13 protein-coding genes and 1 tRNA gene are annotated in these 18,261 nt (G+C 35.8%); 12 read left to right on the top strand and 2 right to left on the bottom strand.

From position 1 onward, the window contains the following. The first annotated feature begins 25 nt into the window (after positions 1-25). The 11 genes from tuf (at position 26) to ACRHOC_RS12735 (ending at position 13,043) form a co-directional block, all read left to right on the top strand. On the top strand, positions 26-1,213 hold the full coding sequence (tuf, locus tag ACRHOC_RS12785) for an elongation factor Tu (protein ID WP_431159041.1): 1,188 nt from the start codon (positions 26-28) through the stop codon (positions 1,211-1,213). A 63-nt stretch (positions 1,214-1,276) separates the two neighbouring features. Then, a tRNA-Trp gene (locus ACRHOC_RS12780) sits at positions 1,277-1,349 on the top strand. 47 nt (positions 1,350-1,396) lie between these two features. Further along, a complete protein-coding gene (gene secE, locus ACRHOC_RS12775; protein ID WP_431159040.1) occupies positions 1,397-1,591 on the top strand; it encodes a preprotein translocase subunit SecE in 195 nt (64 codons plus the stop codon). Positions 1,592-1,609: 18 nt separating this feature from the next. Further along, positions 1,610-2,155 (top strand): transcription termination/antitermination protein NusG, encoded by a 546-nt coding sequence (gene nusG, locus ACRHOC_RS12770; protein ID WP_114299322.1) that lies wholly within the window; start codon positions 1,610-1,612, stop codon positions 2,153-2,155. Between the two features lie 69 nt (positions 2,156-2,224). Then, a complete protein-coding gene (rplK, locus tag ACRHOC_RS12765) occupies positions 2,225-2,665 on the top strand; it encodes a 50S ribosomal protein L11 (protein WP_111684313.1) in 441 nt (146 codons plus the stop codon). A gap of 10 nt (positions 2,666-2,675) precedes the next feature. Next, positions 2,676-3,365 (top strand): 50S ribosomal protein L1, encoded by a 690-nt coding sequence (gene rplA, locus ACRHOC_RS12760; protein WP_431159039.1) that lies wholly within the window; start codon positions 2,676-2,678, stop codon positions 3,363-3,365. A gap of 19 nt (positions 3,366-3,384) precedes the next feature. Then, positions 3,385-3,906 (top strand): 50S ribosomal protein L10, encoded by a 522-nt coding sequence (gene rplJ, locus ACRHOC_RS12755; protein ID WP_431159038.1) that lies wholly within the window; start codon positions 3,385-3,387, stop codon positions 3,904-3,906. A gap of 49 nt (positions 3,907-3,955) precedes the next feature. After that, positions 3,956-4,336, top strand: coding sequence for a 50S ribosomal protein L7/L12 (gene rplL / locus ACRHOC_RS12750; RefSeq protein WP_431159037.1), 381 nt, complete (start codon positions 3,956-3,958; stop codon positions 4,334-4,336). 123 nt (positions 4,337-4,459) lie between these two features. After that, entirely contained in the window at positions 4,460-8,272 is a 3,813-nt protein-coding gene (gene rpoB, locus ACRHOC_RS12745; protein ID WP_431159036.1) for a DNA-directed RNA polymerase subunit beta, read from the top strand. Positions 8,273-8,336: 64 nt separating this feature from the next. After that, positions 8,337-12,638, top strand: coding sequence for a DNA-directed RNA polymerase subunit beta' (gene rpoC / locus ACRHOC_RS12740; RefSeq protein ID WP_431159035.1), 4,302 nt, complete (start codon positions 8,337-8,339; stop codon positions 12,636-12,638). Between the two features lie 87 nt (positions 12,639-12,725). Then, on the top strand, positions 12,726-13,043 hold the full coding sequence (locus ACRHOC_RS12735; protein ID WP_431159034.1) for a DUF3467 domain-containing protein: 318 nt from the start codon (positions 12,726-12,728) through the stop codon (positions 13,041-13,043). Between the two features lie 73 nt (positions 13,044-13,116). Here ACRHOC_RS12735 and ACRHOC_RS12730 read toward each other — a convergent pair whose 3' ends face one another. Then, positions 13,117-13,347, bottom strand: coding sequence for a (4Fe-4S)-binding protein (locus ACRHOC_RS12730; protein ID WP_431159033.1), 231 nt, complete (start codon positions 13,345-13,347; stop codon positions 13,117-13,119). A 142-nt stretch (positions 13,348-13,489) separates the two neighbouring features. Beyond that, positions 13,490-15,079 carry a peptide chain release factor 3 gene (locus ACRHOC_RS12725; protein WP_431159032.1) on the bottom strand — a complete coding sequence of 530 codons (1,590 nt, stop codon included), beginning with the start codon at positions 15,077-15,079 and terminating at the stop codon, positions 13,490-13,492. A 476-nt stretch (positions 15,080-15,555) separates the two neighbouring features. Here ACRHOC_RS12725 and ACRHOC_RS12720 point away from each other — a divergent pair. After that, a partial coding sequence (locus tag ACRHOC_RS12720; protein ID WP_431159031.1) for a hypothetical protein occupies positions 15,556-18,261 on the top strand: 2,706 nt, incomplete at its 3' end.

The raw sequence follows: 18,261 nt of genomic DNA, 5'->3' as shown, positions 1-18,261 counted from the left end.
TTAATAAGATTAAAATAAATTAAACATGGCAAAGGCAACTTTTGATCGTTCAAAACCACACTTAAACATTGGTACTATTGGACACGTAGATCACGGTAAAACAACTTTAACTGCTGCTATTACTAAAGTATTAGCTGATGCAGGTTTATCTGAAGCTAAAGATTTTGATCAAATCGATAACGCACCAGAAGAAAAAGAAAGAGGTATCACAATTAATACTTCTCACGTAGAATATCAAACAGCAAATCGTCACTATGCTCACGTTGACTGTCCAGGTCACGCGGATTACGTAAAGAACATGGTAACTGGTGCTGCTCAAATGGATGGTGCTATCTTAGTTGTTGCTGCAACTGATGGACCAATGCCACAAACTCGTGAGCACATATTATTAGGTCGTCAGGTAGGTATTCCACGTATCGTTGTTTTCTTAAACAAAGTAGATATGGTGGATGACGAAGAGTTATTAGAATTAGTAGATATGGAAGTTAGAGATTTATTAAACTTCTATGAGTACGATGGTGATAACGGACCTGTTGTAGCTGGTTCTGCTTTAGGAGCACTTAACGGTGAGCAAAAATGGGTAGATACAGTAATGGAATTAATGGAAGCTGTTGATTCTTGGATCGAAGAGCCTGTGCGTGATATGGACAAGCCTTTCTTAATGCCTATTGAAGATGTATTCTCAATTACTGGTCGTGGTACTGTTGCAACTGGTCGTATCGAAACTGGTGTTGCTAACACTGGAGATCCAGTAGAGATTATCGGTATGGGAGCTGAGAAATTAACTTCTACAATTACTGGTATTGAGATGTTCCGTCAAATCCTTGATAGAGGAGAAGCTGGTGATAACGCTGGTATCCTATTAAGAGGTATTGAGAAGACTCAAATCTCTAGAGGTATGGTAATCACTAAGCCAGGATCTGTAACTCCTCACCAAAAATTCAAGGCTGAGGTTTATATCCTTAAGAAAGAAGAAGGTGGTCGTCACACACCATTCCATAACAACTACCGTCCACAGTTCTACGTAAGAACTACTGACGTAACTGGTAACATTTCTTTACCATCTGGTGTTGAAATGGTAATGCCTGGTGATAATTTAACAATTGAGGTAGACTTAATCCAACCAATTGCAATGAACGTAGGTTTACGTTTCGCTATCCGTGAAGGTGGTAGAACAGTTGGTGCTGGTCAGGTAACTGAAATTTTAGACTAAACACTATAAAGTTAAATAGTTAATTAAGGTGTCCTGTATCGCAGGACGCCTTGATTATTATTTACGGGTTTAGCTCAGTTGGTAGAGCACTGGTCTCCAAAACCAGGTGTCGTGAGTTCGAGTCTCGCAACCCGTGCTAAGCAAAATTAGGCTAAGAGAATAGCCAAAAAAAACTATTAACAAATGGCAGGAATTATAACATATATTAAAGAGTCTTTTGAAGAATTAAAAAACAATGTGTCTTGGACACCTTGGCCAGAAGCTCAGAGATTGACAGTTTTGGTAGCTGTATTTTCAATTATTTTTTCGTTAGCTATTTGGGGTGTAGATACGGTATTTAGTCGTGCCGTAAAAGCATATTTTCAATTTTTAAACTAACAATTATACACTAAGAGAATGTCAGAGAAAAAATGGTATGTTGTTAGGGCTGTAAGTGGTCAAGAAAACAAAATCAAGACTTACATAGAAAATGAGATTTCTAGATTAGGTTTAGAGGATTACGTTGATCAGGTATTAGTACCAACAGAAAAGGTTATTCAGATTCGTAATGGAAAGAAAATAAACAAAGAAAAAGTTTATTTCCCAGGTTACATTATGATACAAGCTAATCTAAGTGGTGAAATACCACACATTATTAAATCTATTACTAACGTAATAGGATTTTTAGGTGAGACTAAAGGTGGTGATCCTGTACCGTTAAGACAGTCTGAAGTTAACAGGATGTTAGGCAAAGTAGATGAATTGGCAATTGAGGCAGATGCACTAGTTGCAATTCCATTTACCAAAGGTGAAACTGTTAAAGTTATTGATGGTCCATTCAATGGATTTGATGGAACTATAGAAAAAATAAATGAAGAAAAGCGTAAGCTTGAAGTAATGGTAAAGATTTTTGGAAGAAAAACACCATTAGAGTTAAGCTATATGCAAGTTGAAAAGTTATAATAATTGTTACAATAAAGATAGCGTTTAATCTAGCTTCCAATTTAGATAAAACGCACTAAACATTTAAAAATGGCAAAAGAATTAGACAAAGTAGTTAAGCTACAAGTTCGGGGAGGTGCTGCGAATCCGTCGCCACCGGTTGGACCCGCTTTAGGTGCTGCTGGAGTTAATATCATGGAGTTCTGTAAGCAGTTTAATGCTAGAACCCAAGATAAACCAGGTAAGGTTTTACCTGTGGTCATTTCTGTTTACAAAGACAAATCCTTTGAATTTGTAATCAAGACACCACCAGCTGCAGTACAATTATTAGAAGCGGCCAAAGTAAAGAAGGGATCTGGAGAACCAAACCGAAGAAAAGTAGCAAAAGTAACTTGGGATCAAGTTAGAGCAATTGCTGAAGATAAAATGCAAGATTTAAACGCATTTGAAATCGGTTCAGCTATGAAGATGGTAGCTGGTACAGCTAGATCTATGGGAATCACTGTTAAAGGAGGTGAGGCTCCAAACTAAAATTTTTGAAATGGCAAGATTAACAAGAAAGCAAAAAGAAGCAAGAGCGAAGGTTGATAAAAACAAACTTTACTCTTTAGAAGAAGCTTCAGCTTTACTAAAAGAAATTACCTATACAAAATTTGATGCTTCAGTAGATTTAGCAGTTAGATTAGGTGTAGATCCACGTAAAGCCAATCAAATGGTTCGTGGTGTAGTTTCATTACCGCATGGTACAGGTAAAGATATGAAGGTTCTTGCATTGGTAACTCCAGATAAAGAAGCTGAAGCTAAAGAAGCTGGTGCTGATTATGTTGGATTAGATGAGTACTTACAAAAAATTAAAGATGGTTGGACAGATGTTGACGTTATCGTTACAATGCCAAGCATCATGGGTAAGTTAGGACCATTAGGTAGAGTATTAGGACCAAGAGGTCTTATGCCAAATCCAAAAACAGGTACGGTTACAATGGATGTAGCTAAAGCTGTTAGTGAAGTAAAAGCTGGTAAAATTGATTTTAAAGTTGATAAAACAGGTATCGTACACGCTCCTATCGGTAAAGCATCTTTTAGTGCTGAGAAATTGGTAGGAAATGCAAACGAACTACTTACAACTTTAATGAAATTAAAGCCAACTGCAGCTAAAGGTACTTATGTAAAGAGTATTTACATGTCTAGTACTATGAGCCCAAGTATAGCAATTGATACTAAAATAGGATAGTAGTTAAACTTAGAATATTATGACAAGAGAAGAAAAATCGCAAGTAATTGATGAGTTGACTGCTCAATTAGCTGAAAACACTAATATCTATCTTACTGATATTTCTGGGTTAGATGCAGCAACGACTTCAAACTTAAGAAGAGCTTGTTTTAAATCAAACGTAAAACTAGCTGTTGTAAAGAATACGCTTTTAGAAAAGGCAATGGAAGCTTCTGATAAAGATTTTGGTGATTTACCAACAACTTTAAAAGGAAATACTTCTGTTATGTATTCTGAAGCAGGAAACGCACCTGCAAAAGTTATAAAACAGTTCCGTAAAAAATCAGATAAACCTTTATTAAAAGGTGCCTTTATAGAAGAGGCTATTTATATCGGTGACGACTTATTAGATACTCTAGTAGAAATTAAGTCGCGTGAAGAACTTCTTGGTGAGATTATAACATTGTTACAATCACCTGCTAAGAATGTTATTTCAGCACTTAAATCAAGTGGAGGTACAATTGCTGGTATAGTAAAAACATTATCTGAAAAGGAAGGATAAATAACACACAAAAAATTATAATAAAACACACACATTAAACAATAGAAAAATGGCAGATTTAAAAGATTTCGCAGAACAATTAGTTAATTTAACTGTAAAAGAAGTTAACGAATTAGCTACAATATTAAAAGATGAGTACGGTATCGAGCCTGCTGCTGCTGCAGTTGCAGTTGCTGCTGGTGGAGGTGCTGCAGGTGGTGGTGACGCTGCTGAAGAAAAGACTGAATTTGATGTAATATTAAAGGCAGCAGGAGCATCTAAATTAGCGGTTGTTAAATTAGTTAAGGAATTAACTGGTTTAGGATTAAAAGACGCTAAAGGTTTGGTAGATGAAGCACCAAGTACAATAAAAGAAGCTGTTTCTAAAGACGAAGCAGAAGGCTTAAAATCTTCTTTAGAAGAAGCAGGAGCTGAGGTTGAGCTTAAGTAAGCTCAGCTTAACCTACAATATATGGTTTAGGTCTGGAGTTGCCCTCTAAGACCTAAACCCTTTTGTGTATATAACGGATATACACACTTTTAAAGTTTTTATTTAATAAAATCTAGTTCATCAATGTTAGCAAAAAAGGCTGAAAGAATTAATTTCTCTTCTATTGTAAATAGAACAGATTACCCAGACTTTTTGGATATTCAGATAAAATCCTTCCAGGATTTCTTCCAGTTAGAAACAAAGTCAGAAGCAAGAGAGAATGAAGGTTTGTATAACACCTTCATGGAGAACTTCCCAATTACAGATACACGTAATCAATTCGTTTTAGAATTTTTAGATTACTTTATCGATCCACCAAGATATACTATTGAAGAGTGTATAGAAAGAGGATTGACTTACAGTGTACCTTTAAAAGCAAGATTGAAACTATATTGTACCGATCCTGAACATGAGGATTTCGAAACAATAGTTCAAGATGTGTATTTAGGTACTATACCTTATATGACACCAAGTGGTACTTTTTGTATCAACGGTGCAGAGCGTGTAGTTGTTTCACAGTTACACAGATCACCAGGTGTATTCTTTAGCCAATCATTCCATGCTAATGGTACAAAGTTGTATTCTGCCAGGGTAATTCCTTTTAAAGGCTCTTGGATAGAATTTGCAACTGATATCAATAGCGTAATGTATGCTTACATTGATAGAAAGAAAAAATTACCTGTTACCACTTTATTCCGTGCAATTGGTTTTGAGCGAGATAAAGACATTTTAGAAATATTTGACTTAGCAGAAGAAGTAAAAGTTTCTAAAACAGGACTAAAAAAAGTAATAGGTCGCAAGTTAGCGGCACGTGTTCTTAATACTTGGCACGAAGATTTCGTTGATGAAGATACTGGGGAAGTTGTATCTATTGAGCGTAACGAAATTGTATTAGATCGTGATACTATTGTAGACAAAGAGAACATTGAGGAAATCCTTGAAGCGGGTGTGAAAACGATTCTTTTACATAAGGAGAGTGCACAGCAAGGAGATTATGCAATTATTCATAACACATTACAGAAAGATCCAACCAACTCTGAAAAAGAGGCTGTTGAGCATATCTATCGTCAATTACGTAATGCAGAACCGCCAGACGAAGAAACTGCGCGTGGTATAATTGACAAGCTATTCTTTTCTGACCAACGTTACTCTTTAGGTGAAGTAGGTCGTTATAGAATGAACAAAAAATTAGGTTTAGATATCGGAATGGATAAGCAAGTACTTACCAAAGAAGATATCATAACCATTATTAAATATTTAATTGAGTTAATTAATTCAAAAGCAGAGATTGATGATATCGATCACTTATCTAACCGTCGTGTGCGTACAGTTGGTGAGCAGTTATCGTCTCAGTTTGGTGTTGGTTTAGCACGTATGGCGCGCACAATTCGTGAGAGAATGAATGTTCGTGACAACGAAGTATTTACACCAATTGATTTGATTAATGCTAAAACATTATCATCAGTAATTAATTCATTCTTTGGAACGAACCAGCTATCTCAGTTCATGGATCAAACAAATCCATTAGCAGAGATTACTCATAAACGTCGTTTATCAGCCTTAGGACCTGGTGGTCTGTCGAGAGAAAGAGCTGGTTTTGAGGTTCGTGACGTACACTATACACACTACGGGCGTTTATGTCCAATCGAAACACCTGAAGGACCAAACATTGGTTTGATTTCTTCCCTTTCAGTTTATGCGAAGGTTAACTCAATGGGATTCATTGAGACACCGTATAGAAAAGTTGATAAAGGTGTAGTAGATATTAAAAACGAACCAACTTATTTAAGTGCTGAGGAAGAAGAAGAGCAATTAATCGCTCAGGCAACGGTTGAAGTTGATGGAAAGGGTAAGATTGTTCATGATAAAGTAATTGCACGTCAAGAAGGTGATTTCCCAGTGATTGAACCTACTAACGTTAATTATACAGACGTTGCACCAAACCAGATTGCATCAATTTCGGCTTCTTTGATTCCTTTCTTAGAGCATGATGACGCAAACCGTGCATTGATGGGATCTAACATGATGCGTCAAGCTGTACCACTTTTAAGACCTGAGGCACCAATAGTAGGTACAGGTTTAGAAAGACAAGTGGCATCAGACTCAAGAGTATTAATTAATGCTGAAGGAGAAGGTGTTGTTGAGTATGTAGATGCCGATAAAATTGTAATTAAGTACCAACGTTCTGAAGAGGAAGCTATGGTAAGCTTTGACAGTGATGTTAAAGAATATCCATTAGTTAAGTTTAGAAAAACAAACCAGGGAACTTCAATTAACTTAAAGCCAATTGTTAAAAATGGTGATAAAGTAACTAAAGGTCAAGTTCTTTGTGAAGGTTATGCAACTCAAAACGGTGAATTGGCACTTGGTAGAAATATGAAGGTCGCCTTTATGCCTTGGAAAGGATATAACTTTGAGGATGCGATTGTAATTTCTGAGAAGGTTGTAAGAGATGATATCTTTACTTCGATTCACATCGATGAGTATTCATTAGAAGTAAGGGATACTAAATTAGGTAATGAAGAATTAACAAACGATATACCAAATGTTTCTGAAGAGGCTACTAAAGACCTTGACGAAAACGGTATGATTCGAATTGGTGCTGAGATTAAGCCAGGTGATATCTTAATTGGTAAGATTACACCAAAAGGTGAGTCTGATCCAACACCAGAAGAGAAACTTTTACGAGCAATCTTTGGTGATAAAGCAGGTGATGTTAAAGATGCTTCTTTAAAGGCTTCACCATCACTTAATGGTGTAGTAATCGATAAAAAGTTATTTGCACGTGCAGTTAAAGATAAGCGCAAGAGAGCTCAAGATAAGGAGGATATCGAGAAACTAGAAGATGCATACGATAACCGTTTTGATGATCTTAAGAATATCTTAGTTGAAAAATTATTTGCTATCGTAAATGGTAAGACAGCTCAAGGTATTTATAATGATCTTGGTGAGGAAATCATTCCAAAAGGTAAGAAGTATACATTAAAGATGTTAAATGCTGTTGACGATTATACACACTTAACATCAGGTAAATGGACTACAGATGATCATACAAATGCTTTAGTTGCAGATTTAATCCATAACTACAAGATCAAGGAAAATGATTTACAAGGTTCTTTAAGACGCGAGAAGTTTACAATCTCAGTTGGTGATGAGTTACCTTCAGGAATCATTAAACTAGCTAAAGTTTACATTGCTAAAAAACGTAAGCTAAAAGTTGGTGATAAAATGGCAGGACGTCACGGTAACAAAGGTATTGTTGCACGTATTGTACGTCAAGAAGATATGCCATTCCTTGAAGACGGAACACCAGTTGATATAGTACTTAATCCATTAGGTGTACCATCACGTATGAATATTGGTCAGATTTATGAGACTGTATTAGGATGGGCAGGTCAAAACCTTAATAAGACCTATGCAACTCCAATTTTCGATGGTGCAACATTAGATCAGATTAATGAGTACACAGACGAAGCTGGTATCCCAAGATTTGGTCATACATATCTATATGATGGTGGTACTGGTGAACGTTTTGACCAAGCTGCAACAGTTGGTGTGATATACATGATTAAGTTAGGTCACATGATTGATGATAAGATGCACGCACGTTCTATTGGACCTTACTCGTTAATTACGCAACAGCCATTAGGTGGTAAAGCACAATTTGGTGGACAGCGTTTTGGTGAGATGGAGGTTTGGGCACTTGAAGCTTATGGCGCATCAAGTACGCTACGTGAAATCTTAACAGTTAAGTCAGATGACGTTATAGGTAGAGCTAAAACTTACGAAGCAATCGTTAAGGGAGAGCCGATGCCAGAGCCTGGATTACCAGAATCATTCAACGTACTTATGCACGAATTGAAAGGATTAGGACTAGATATTAGATTAGAAGAGTAAAACTTAGGTGGGTAATTTCAGTTGTTTAAGCAACTGAAATTACGTGCTGAATACCATAAATAAAATGGCAAGAAAACAAGATAAGAATACAGTACAGAAGTTTAACAAAATTTCTATTGGTTTAGCATCACCTGAGTCTGTTTTGGCAGCATCAAGAGGTGAAGTTTTAAAACCAGAAACTATTAATTATCGAACCCACAAACCAGAACGCGATGGTTTGTTCTGTGAGCGTATTTTTGGTCCTGTAAAGGATTACGAATGTGCTTGTGGTAAATATAAAAGAATTCGCTACAAGGGTATCGTATGTGACCGTTGTGGAGTTGAAGTAACTGAGAAGAAAGTACGTAGAGATAGAGTAGGGCATATCAACCTAGTTGTTCCTGTTGCACACATCTGGTACTTCCGTTCATTACCAAATAAAATAGGTTACTTACTTGGATTACCATCTAAGAAATTAGATATGATTATCTATTACGAGCGTTATGTGGTAATACAACCTGGTACAGCAGTAAATGCTGAAGGTGAGCCTGTTCAAAAAATGGATTTCTTAACTGAAGAGGAATACTTAAATATTCTAGAAACACTTCCACAAGAAAACCAATACTTAGAAGATACAGATCCTAATAAATTCATTGCTAAAATGGGTGCTGAGTGCCTTATTGATTTATTAGCAAGAATTGATCTAGACGAATTATCATACGACTTAAGACACAAGGCTAACAATGAAACGTCTAAACAACGTAAGACAGAGGCATTAAAGCGTCTTCAGGTGGTTGAGGCATTCAGAGAGTCTAACTTAAATAGAGAGAACAAGCCAGAGTGGATGATAATGAAGGCTGTTCCTGTAATCCCACCAGAATTAAGACCGTTAGTACCACTAGATGGTGGTCGTTTCGCGACATCAGATTTAAATGATCTTTACCGTCGTGTAATTATCCGTAACAACCGTCTTAAGAGATTGGTTGAGATTAAAGCACCAGAAGTAATTTTACGTAATGAGAAGCGTATGCTTCAAGAATCTGTAGATTCATTATTTGATAACACACGTAAATCTTCTGCTGTTAAGACGGATTCTAACAGACCATTAAAATCATTATCTGATTCACTTAAAGGTAAGCAAGGACGTTTCCGTCAAAACTTACTTGGTAAGCGTGTTGATTATTCTGCACGTTCTGTAATTGTTGTTGGACCAGAATTAAAATTATTCGAATGTGGATTGCCAAAGAATATGGCAGCAGAGCTTTACAAGCCTTTCATTATCAGAAAGTTAATTGAAAGAGGAATCGTAAAAACTGTAAAATCTGCAAAGAAAATTATAGATAGAAAAGAGCCTGTTGTTTGGGATATCTTAGAGAATGTTCTTAAAGGACATCCAGTATTACTAAACCGTGCTCCTACATTACACCGATTAGGTATTCAGGCCTTCCAGCCAAAACTTATCGAAGGTAAAGCAATTCAATTACACCCATTAGTGTGTACTGCATTTAATGCGGATTTCGATGGTGACCAGATGGCGGTGCATTTACCATTAGGCCCTGAGGCTATTCTTGAGGCACAATTATTAATGTTGGCGTCTCATAATATTTTGAATCCGGCTAATGGTTCTCCTGTAACGGTTCCATCTCAAGATATGGTACTTGGTCTTTATTACATGACTAAGCATAGAAAAACAGATAAGGATTATACGGTTAATGGTGAAGGATTAACATTCTACTCACCAGAGGAAGTAACAATTGCTTATAATGAGAAGAAAGTAGATTTAAATGCTGGTATTAAAGTAAGAACTAAAGACTTTAATGAAGCAGGTGAGTTAACAACTCAAATTATTGAAACAACTGTTGGTAGAGTACTTTTCAACGAAAAGGTACCAGAACAAGCAGGTTACATTAATGAGGTACTTACTAAAAAGTCATTAAGAGATATTATTCACGGAATTTTAAAAGTAACTTCTGTTCCAGAAACAGCTGAATTCCTTGATGAGATCAAGACATTAGGTTACCAATTTGCATTCCAAGGTGGATTATCATTCAGTTTAGGTGATATCATTATTCCACAGGAAAAACATACTATGATTGCTGCGGCGAACAAGCAGGTAGATGGCATAATGGGTAACTATAATATGGGTCTTATTACCAATAACGAGCGATATAATCAGGTAATTGATATCTGGACTTCTACAAATGCTGAGTTAACTGAACTTTCTATGAAACGTATCCGTGAAGATCAGCAAGGATTTAACTCAGTATATATGATGTTAGATTCTGGAGCTCGTGGTTCTAAAGAGCAGATCCGTCAGTTAACTGGTATGCGTGGATTAATGGCTAAGCCTAAAAAATCTAATGCAGGTGGTGGTGAAATTATTGAAAACCCGATCTTATCGAACTTTAAGGAAGGACTTTCAATTTTAGAATACTTCATCTCTACTCACGGTGCACGTAAAGGTCTTGCAGATACCGCTCTTAAAACAGCGGATGCAGGCTACTTAACGCGTCGATTAGTAGATGTTTCACAAGATGTTATCGTTTACGAAGAAGATTGTGGAACATTAAGAGGTATTGAAGTTTCAGCACTTAAGAAAAATGAAGAAGTAGTTGAAAAACTCGAAGATAGAATTGTTGGTAGAACATCACTTAATGATGTATTCGATCCACATACAGAGGAATTACTTGTTGAGGCAGGTGGTCATATAGACGACGTTATTGCTAAGAAAATTGGTGATTCTGCTATCGAATCAATTGAGGTGCGCTCACCATTAACATGTGAAGCTAAGAAAGGAATCTGTGTTAAGTGTTACGGACGAAACCTTGCGACAGGTAAAATGGTACAGCGTGGTGAAGCGGTTGGTGTTGTTGCAGCACAATCGATTGGTGAACCTGGTACGCAGCTTACATTACGTACGTTCCACGTAGGTGGTATTGCAGGAAACATTTCTGAAGAGAACAAGTTAGCGGTTAAATTTGACGGTGTTGCAGAGATTGAAGATCTTAAGACAGTTAAGTCTAAAGATAATGAAGGTAATGATGTAGATGTTGTAATCTCGAGAACTTCGGAATTAAAGCTTGTTGATTCTAAGACAGGTATTGTATTAAGTACTAATAACATACCTTATGGTTCTCACATATTTGTTAAACCAGGAGCTAAGGTTAAGAAAGGTGATGTAATCTGTCAATGGGATCCTTACAATGGTGTTATTATTTCAGAATTTGCTGGTAAGGTGAAGTATGAGAACATCGAACAAGGTGTGACATATCAAGTAGAGATTGATGAACAAACTGGTTTCCAAGAGAAGGTAATTTCTGAATCTAGGAACAAGAAGTTGATTCCTACATTATTGATAGAAGATAATAAAGGAGAAACTATACGTTCTTACAATTTACCTGTAGGTGCGCATATCATGATTGACGATGGAGAAAAAATTGAGATAGGTAAAATCTTAGTTAAGATACCTCGTAAATCCGCGAAAGCAGGTGATATTACTGGTGGTCTTCCACGTGTAACAGAGTTATTTGAAGCACGTAATCCATCTAATCCTGCTGTAGTAAGTGAAATTGATGGTGTTGTATCCTTTGGTAAGATTAAGCGTGGTAATAGAGAAATTATTATCGAATCTAAATTAGGTGAAGTTAAAAAGTACTTGGTAAAACTATCTAATCAGATCTTGGTTCAAGAAAATGATTATGTAAAAGCAGGTATGCCATTATCTGATGGTTCGATAACACCTAATGATATATTAAATATCAAAGGACCTTCAGCTGTACAGCAATACTTAGTTAATGAGGTGCAAGAAGTATATCGACTACAAGGTGTTAAGATTAATGACAAGCACTTTGAGGTTGTTGTAAGACAGATGATGCGTAAAGTTAAGATTATGGATTCTGGTGATACTATTTTCTTAGAAAATCAACTTGTACATAAATCAGATTTCATTGAAGAAAACGATAAGATTTTTGGAATGAAAGTGGTTGAAGAAGCTGGTGATTCAGAAAACTTAAAATCAGGTCAAATCGTATCTGTGAGACAATTACGAGATGAAAATTCGATTCTTAGAAGAGAGGATAAGAATCTTGTAACTGCAAGAGATGCACAACCGGCAACGGCTACACCAATCTTACAAGGTATAACAAGAGCCTCGTTACAGACTAAATCATTTATTTCTGCGGCATCGTTCCAGGAAACGACTAAGGTACTTAACGAAGCGGCTGTAAATGGTAAGATAGATACATTAGAAGGACTTAAAGAGAATGTTATTGTTGGTCATAGAATACCAGCAGGAACAGGTGTTAGATCTTATGATAATATTATCGTTGGTTCTAAAGAAGAGTTCGATGAAATGATGAAAGCAAAAGAAGAGATGAATTTTAATTAAAATTTATCTTACCTGCGAGGGCAGGAGAAAATAACTAAAGCCTTCAAACTTATTTAGATTGAAGGCTTTTTAAATTAAAACAGTAAAATGGCAGACGAAAAAAAGAATCAGAAAAAAGGACAAATCAATATAGAATTAGATGAGAAGGTAGCAGAAGGTATATACTCTAACCTTGCTATTATAAACCATTCTGTATCTGAGTTTGTAGTAGACTTTGTTAATATTATGCCAGGAGCACCAAAGAGCAAAGTTAAGTCTAGAATAATATTAACACCACAACATGCTAAACGTTTGGTAAAAGCTTTAGGTGATAATGTCTCGAGATTTGAAAAAGCCCATGGTGTAATAAAGGATTATGAACAACCACCAATGCCTTTGAATTTTGGCCCAACTGGACAGGCATAAATAAAAAAATTATATAAAAAGACCCTCTGATACAATAGAGGGTCTTCTTTTTTACGGTTCGGTATTAAATTATTTAAGCGACTTCTTTACGGTTTAAATAATACTGCAATGCTCCCGAAGGACATCTTTTAACCTGTTTAATAATTTTTTTGGTTTTGGCACCGTCAAGATCTATCCACGGAATTACTGAACTTCTAAATACTTCAGAGAGTTGTTTTGCGCATAATTCAGCGTTAATACAACGGCAAGGTTCGTAGGTAACAGTAATTTTAGAATTACTGAAAACATTATGATTAGTTTCCATAATAAGTAGATTAATTTGGGGTTAATCAGTGGTTAATTTATAAAAAATGATGAGTAAGATATAATAAAAACACGATAAAAAGCAAAAAACATCGATTAAATACTATATTTAAAGAGGTTATTCGATGAAATGCACATTTTTATCAACTAAATTCAGATGTCATATGAAAGCTAATACTAGGATATTTTTGCTGTGTCATTTGCAAAGAAAACAAAGAATCTGCCAGAAATACTAGTTGCCCTTCCTTGTCTTTTGCCAAATAGCGTTGCTTTACCCTGAGGAATTCTTTGTATTCTTCACTCTTTTCATTATCAGTCTCAACCCAACAAGCTTTGTGTACATTAAGGTTCTCGTAAGTACACTTTGCGCCATATTCATGTTCTAATCTATATTGTATTACTTCATATTGTAAGGCACCAACTGTACCTATAACTTTTCTACCGTTATAATCGAGGGTAAAAAGTTGCGCAACTCCTTCATCCATAAGTTGATCTATTCCTTTGTAGAGTTGCTTAGCTTTCATTGGATCTGCATTATTAATATATCTAAAATGCTCGGGTGAAAAGCTTGGAATACCTTTGTAATTTATAATTTCTCCTTCAGTGAGCGTATCACCAATTTTGAAATTTCCTGTATCCTGTAATCCTACAATATCTCCTGGATAAGAGATGTCTACTATTTCCTTTTTTTCTGCGAAAAAGGCGTTCGGGCTCGAAAATTTAAGTTTTTTATTATGTCTAACGTGTAAATATGGTGTATTCCGTTTAAACTCACCCGAAACGATTTTTACGAATGCCAATCGATTGCGGTGGTTTGGGTCCATATTAGCATGGATCTTAAAAACAAAACCTGTAAACTTATTCTCATCTGGTTGAACCAGTCGCTCCTCACTTTGTTTAGCTCTGGGCTTTGGAGCAATCTCAATAAAGCAATCTAATAATTCTCTTACACCAAAATTATTTAATGCGGAACCAAAAAATACAGGTTGTAGCTCTCCATTTAAATAGTTATCTTTATTAAACTCAGGATAGATGCCAGAAACTAGTTCAATTTCATCTCTTAAAGTTTGGGCACTTACTTCACCAACCAATGCATCTAATTGGTCTGAGTTTAAATCGTTAATCTCTTCTGTATCATTAATATGTTGCTTACTGTCTCCTTTAAATAGATTAATATTTTTCTCCCAAATATTATATATACCCTTAAAGTCATAACCCATTCCTATTGGAAAACTTAGTGGCGTAACCGTAAGACCTAATTTTTGCTCAACTTCATCAAGCAAATCAAAGGCATCTTTTCCTTCTCGATCAAGTTTATTAATAAAAACAATCATAGGGATATTGCGCATTCGACAAACTTCAACAAGTTTTTCAGTCTGTTCCTCAACACCTTTTGCAACGTCGATAACAACAATGACGCTATCTACAGCAGTTAGAGTTCTAAAAGTATCTTCAGCAAAGTCTTTGTGACCTGGCGTATCTAAAATATTAATCTTAATACCATTGTATTCAAACGCTAAGACTGATGTTGCAACAGAAATACCACGTTGGCGTTCTATTTCCATAAAATCACTAGTTGCGCCTTTTTTAATCTTGTTGCTTTTTACTGCACCAGCCTCTTGAATAGCACCACCGAAAAGAAGTAATTTTTCAGTCAAGGTAGTCTTACCAGCATCTGGATGTGATATAATCCCAAATGTTCTACGTCTTTCTATTTCAGATTTAAAACTCATATTTATTTAAGAATGGAGGGTGCAAAATTAATATAATCTTATAGTATTTTTAATAGTTATGGATATTATTTAAGATTCCACTATAAATTGAGAATAAGTTTATTTGAACCTATTTTTTTTTAGGGTCATCGATTTTTTTAGTTTGTTATTGACCCTATGCATTACTTTTCGAAAGTTAAAATTGATAAATTTTGACATGTTATAAGTACACAGCCCTCAAATTACTTTTAGCCTACGGACTCCAGAGACGATTAATAGCAAGTCTTCATTGGCCAACATTGGCATTCAAACGTAATTTTGTGACTTAGTTTTTGAGAAGTATCTATTGGGTTATAGATATGTTAAATTTTTTGATTCAAATATTTCAATATTAAAAGCTTGGATCAAAAAGTTTAATGAATATATAAGCTTCGATAGAAAGAATATGTGTCTAATAGACACTTAATTAATGAAAACATACATTAACAATAGAATATATGAAAATCTCTATCCGATTCTCAGACAGAAATTTTGTTTTAGCGCTAATCTTAGCATTATCATTTATTTCAATAAGTAGTCTTAATGCACAATGTAGCATAACAGATATTACTTCATCAAACGAATCTGGTTGTAATGATAATGGTACTCCATCTAATATTAATGATGATACTTTCACTGCAGATATAACAGTTTTATTTACAAATGTACCAGCTACAGGAACTTTAGATTTATCAGGAGATGGTTCGGCATCAGTGTCAGTTGTAGGATTAACATCACCTCATACTTTTGTTGGTGTTACATTACCAGCTAATGGTTCTGATATTTCATTAACTGCAACTTTCTCAGATGATACTGGCTGTACCTTAACGAACAATGGAGTAACGACAGCCCCTTTTGAGTGTAGTGATGATGCTTGTTTGGATATAGTTCCTCCAGGAAATCCTACCGCTGCATTGACATCATCAGATGTTACATTTGATGTAACTAACGCGAATGATCCTTCTTCTCCAGCGATTCTAAATTCAGTTACAATAGCTGGTCAACCTAATCCTTTTACCGGAATAGCACGACCTGAATCCACCAGTTATCAGTTTGCTAATGAGGATGGTGCCAATCAATTCATTGTTGAGCAACAAACTACAATTAACGATATTTCTGAAGGTCCTGCAATTTTTGATCCAGCACTTATAGAGGCAAACTCTAGTCCAAACTTAAGAAAATATCTATCATTAGATAATGGTATTGAGTCAACGGATTATGTACAGTTCATATACAATTCAGAAATAACTTCCGCTTCAAATAGATATGTAGTCATAACAGAACGAGCAGGGAATAATGAAATGACAGTTCAGGCTCTAGATGGTAGTTTGAATTTGATAGGTAATGTTGTTAATATTTCAACTACTGATTATATTGATACTTCAGTTGTAGAGTTTTTCCCGTCCTTTAATGTTGAGGTTGTAATATATCCACTTACGGCTCTAGTTCCTTTTGGGACAGATATAAAGGGTATACGAGTAACGCAAAGTGGTGCAACTGGAGATGATGGGGGAGATGGAAAGGCCTTTATTTTATATGATCCTGCCTTCTATATTCCACCACCAACGATAGAAGCAACTAGTGTACTAAATCGCCCAACCTGTCCAACTAATTTAGGATCTATTTCGGTTGATGCTACCGATAATGGAGGTGGAGCTATTGAATATAGTTTAACTAGTTTAAGTGGTACTAATGACCAGCCATGGCAATCTTCAAATACATTTAATAATTTACCACCTGATACTTACACTATTTCTGTAAGATACCAATCTAGTCCTATTTGTGAGGCTACATCTACTAATGATGTTGTTTTTTTGGAGTCAGGCTTCAATATCACTTCAATATCAGCTAGTGACATTACATCATGCAATAATAATGGAACTCCTGAAGACCCAACTGATGATACCTTTACTGCTGATATAACTGTTATTTTTGATAAAGCACCAACAACTGGTACCCTCGATATATCTGGTGAGGGAAATACAACTGTAGCTGTTGGTAGTTTAGACTCTGCAACAAGCCATACTTTTAATGATGTTATTTTGCCAGCAACTGGTAATGATATTGAATTGACTGCAACTTTTTCAGATGATAATTCATGTACATTAACTAATTCGGCGGTAACAACTGCCCCTTTAGAATGTAGTGATGATTCTTGTTTGGATATAGTTCCAGGTGGAAATCCTACCGCTGCATTGATATCATCAGATGTTACATTTGATGTAACTAACGCGAATGATCCTTCTTCTCCAGCGATTCTAAATTCAGTTACAATAGCTGGTCAACCTAATCCTTTTACCGGAATAGCACGACCTGAATCCACCAGTTATCAGTTTGCTAATGAGGATGGTGCCAATCAATTCATTGTTGAGCAACAAACTACAATTAACGATATTTCTGAAGGTCCTGCAATTTTTGATCCAGCACTTATAGAGGCAAACTCTAGTCCAAACTTAAGAAAATATCTATCATTAGATAATGGTATTGAGTCAACGGATTATGTACAGTTCATATACAATTCAGAAATAACTTCCGCTTCAAATAGATATGTAGTCATAACAGAACGAGCAGGGAATAATGAAATGACAGTTCAGGCTCTAGATGGTAGTTTGAATTTGATAGGTAATGTTGTTAATATTTCAACTACTGATTATATTGATACTTCAGTTGTAGAGTTTTTCCCGTCCTTTAATGTTGAGGTTGTAATATATCCACTTACGGCTCTAGTTCCTTTTGGGACAGATATAAAGGGTATACGAGTAACGCAAAGTGGTGCAACTGGAGATGATGGGGGAGATGGAAAGGCCTTTATTTTATATGATCCTGCCTTCTATATTCCACCACCAACGATAGAAGCAACTAGTGTACTAAATCGCCCAACCTGTCCAACTAATTTAGGATCTATTTCGGTTGATGCTACCGATAATGGAGGTGGAGCTATTGAATATAGTTTAACTAGTTTAAGTGGTACTAATGACCAGCCATGGCAATCTTCAAATACATTTAATAATTTACCACCTGATACTTACTCACCTGTTGTTCGATATCAAACTACTCCGTCATGTGTGGCTGTTTCGAGCAACCCAGTTATTTTGAATTTTATTGAGTGTCCAAGTATCGAGGCGGTTAAGACCGTAGCGATCACGAATGATGTTGCACCAGTA

It is taken from the genome of Winogradskyella poriferorum (genome assembly GCF_050618035.1).
Classification (GTDB): Bacteria; Bacteroidota; Bacteroidia; order Flavobacteriales; family Flavobacteriaceae; genus Winogradskyella; species Winogradskyella poriferorum_A.
The sequence above is the reverse complement of the archived record's forward strand: the minus strand, read 5'-3'. Positions and strand labels throughout refer to the sequence as shown.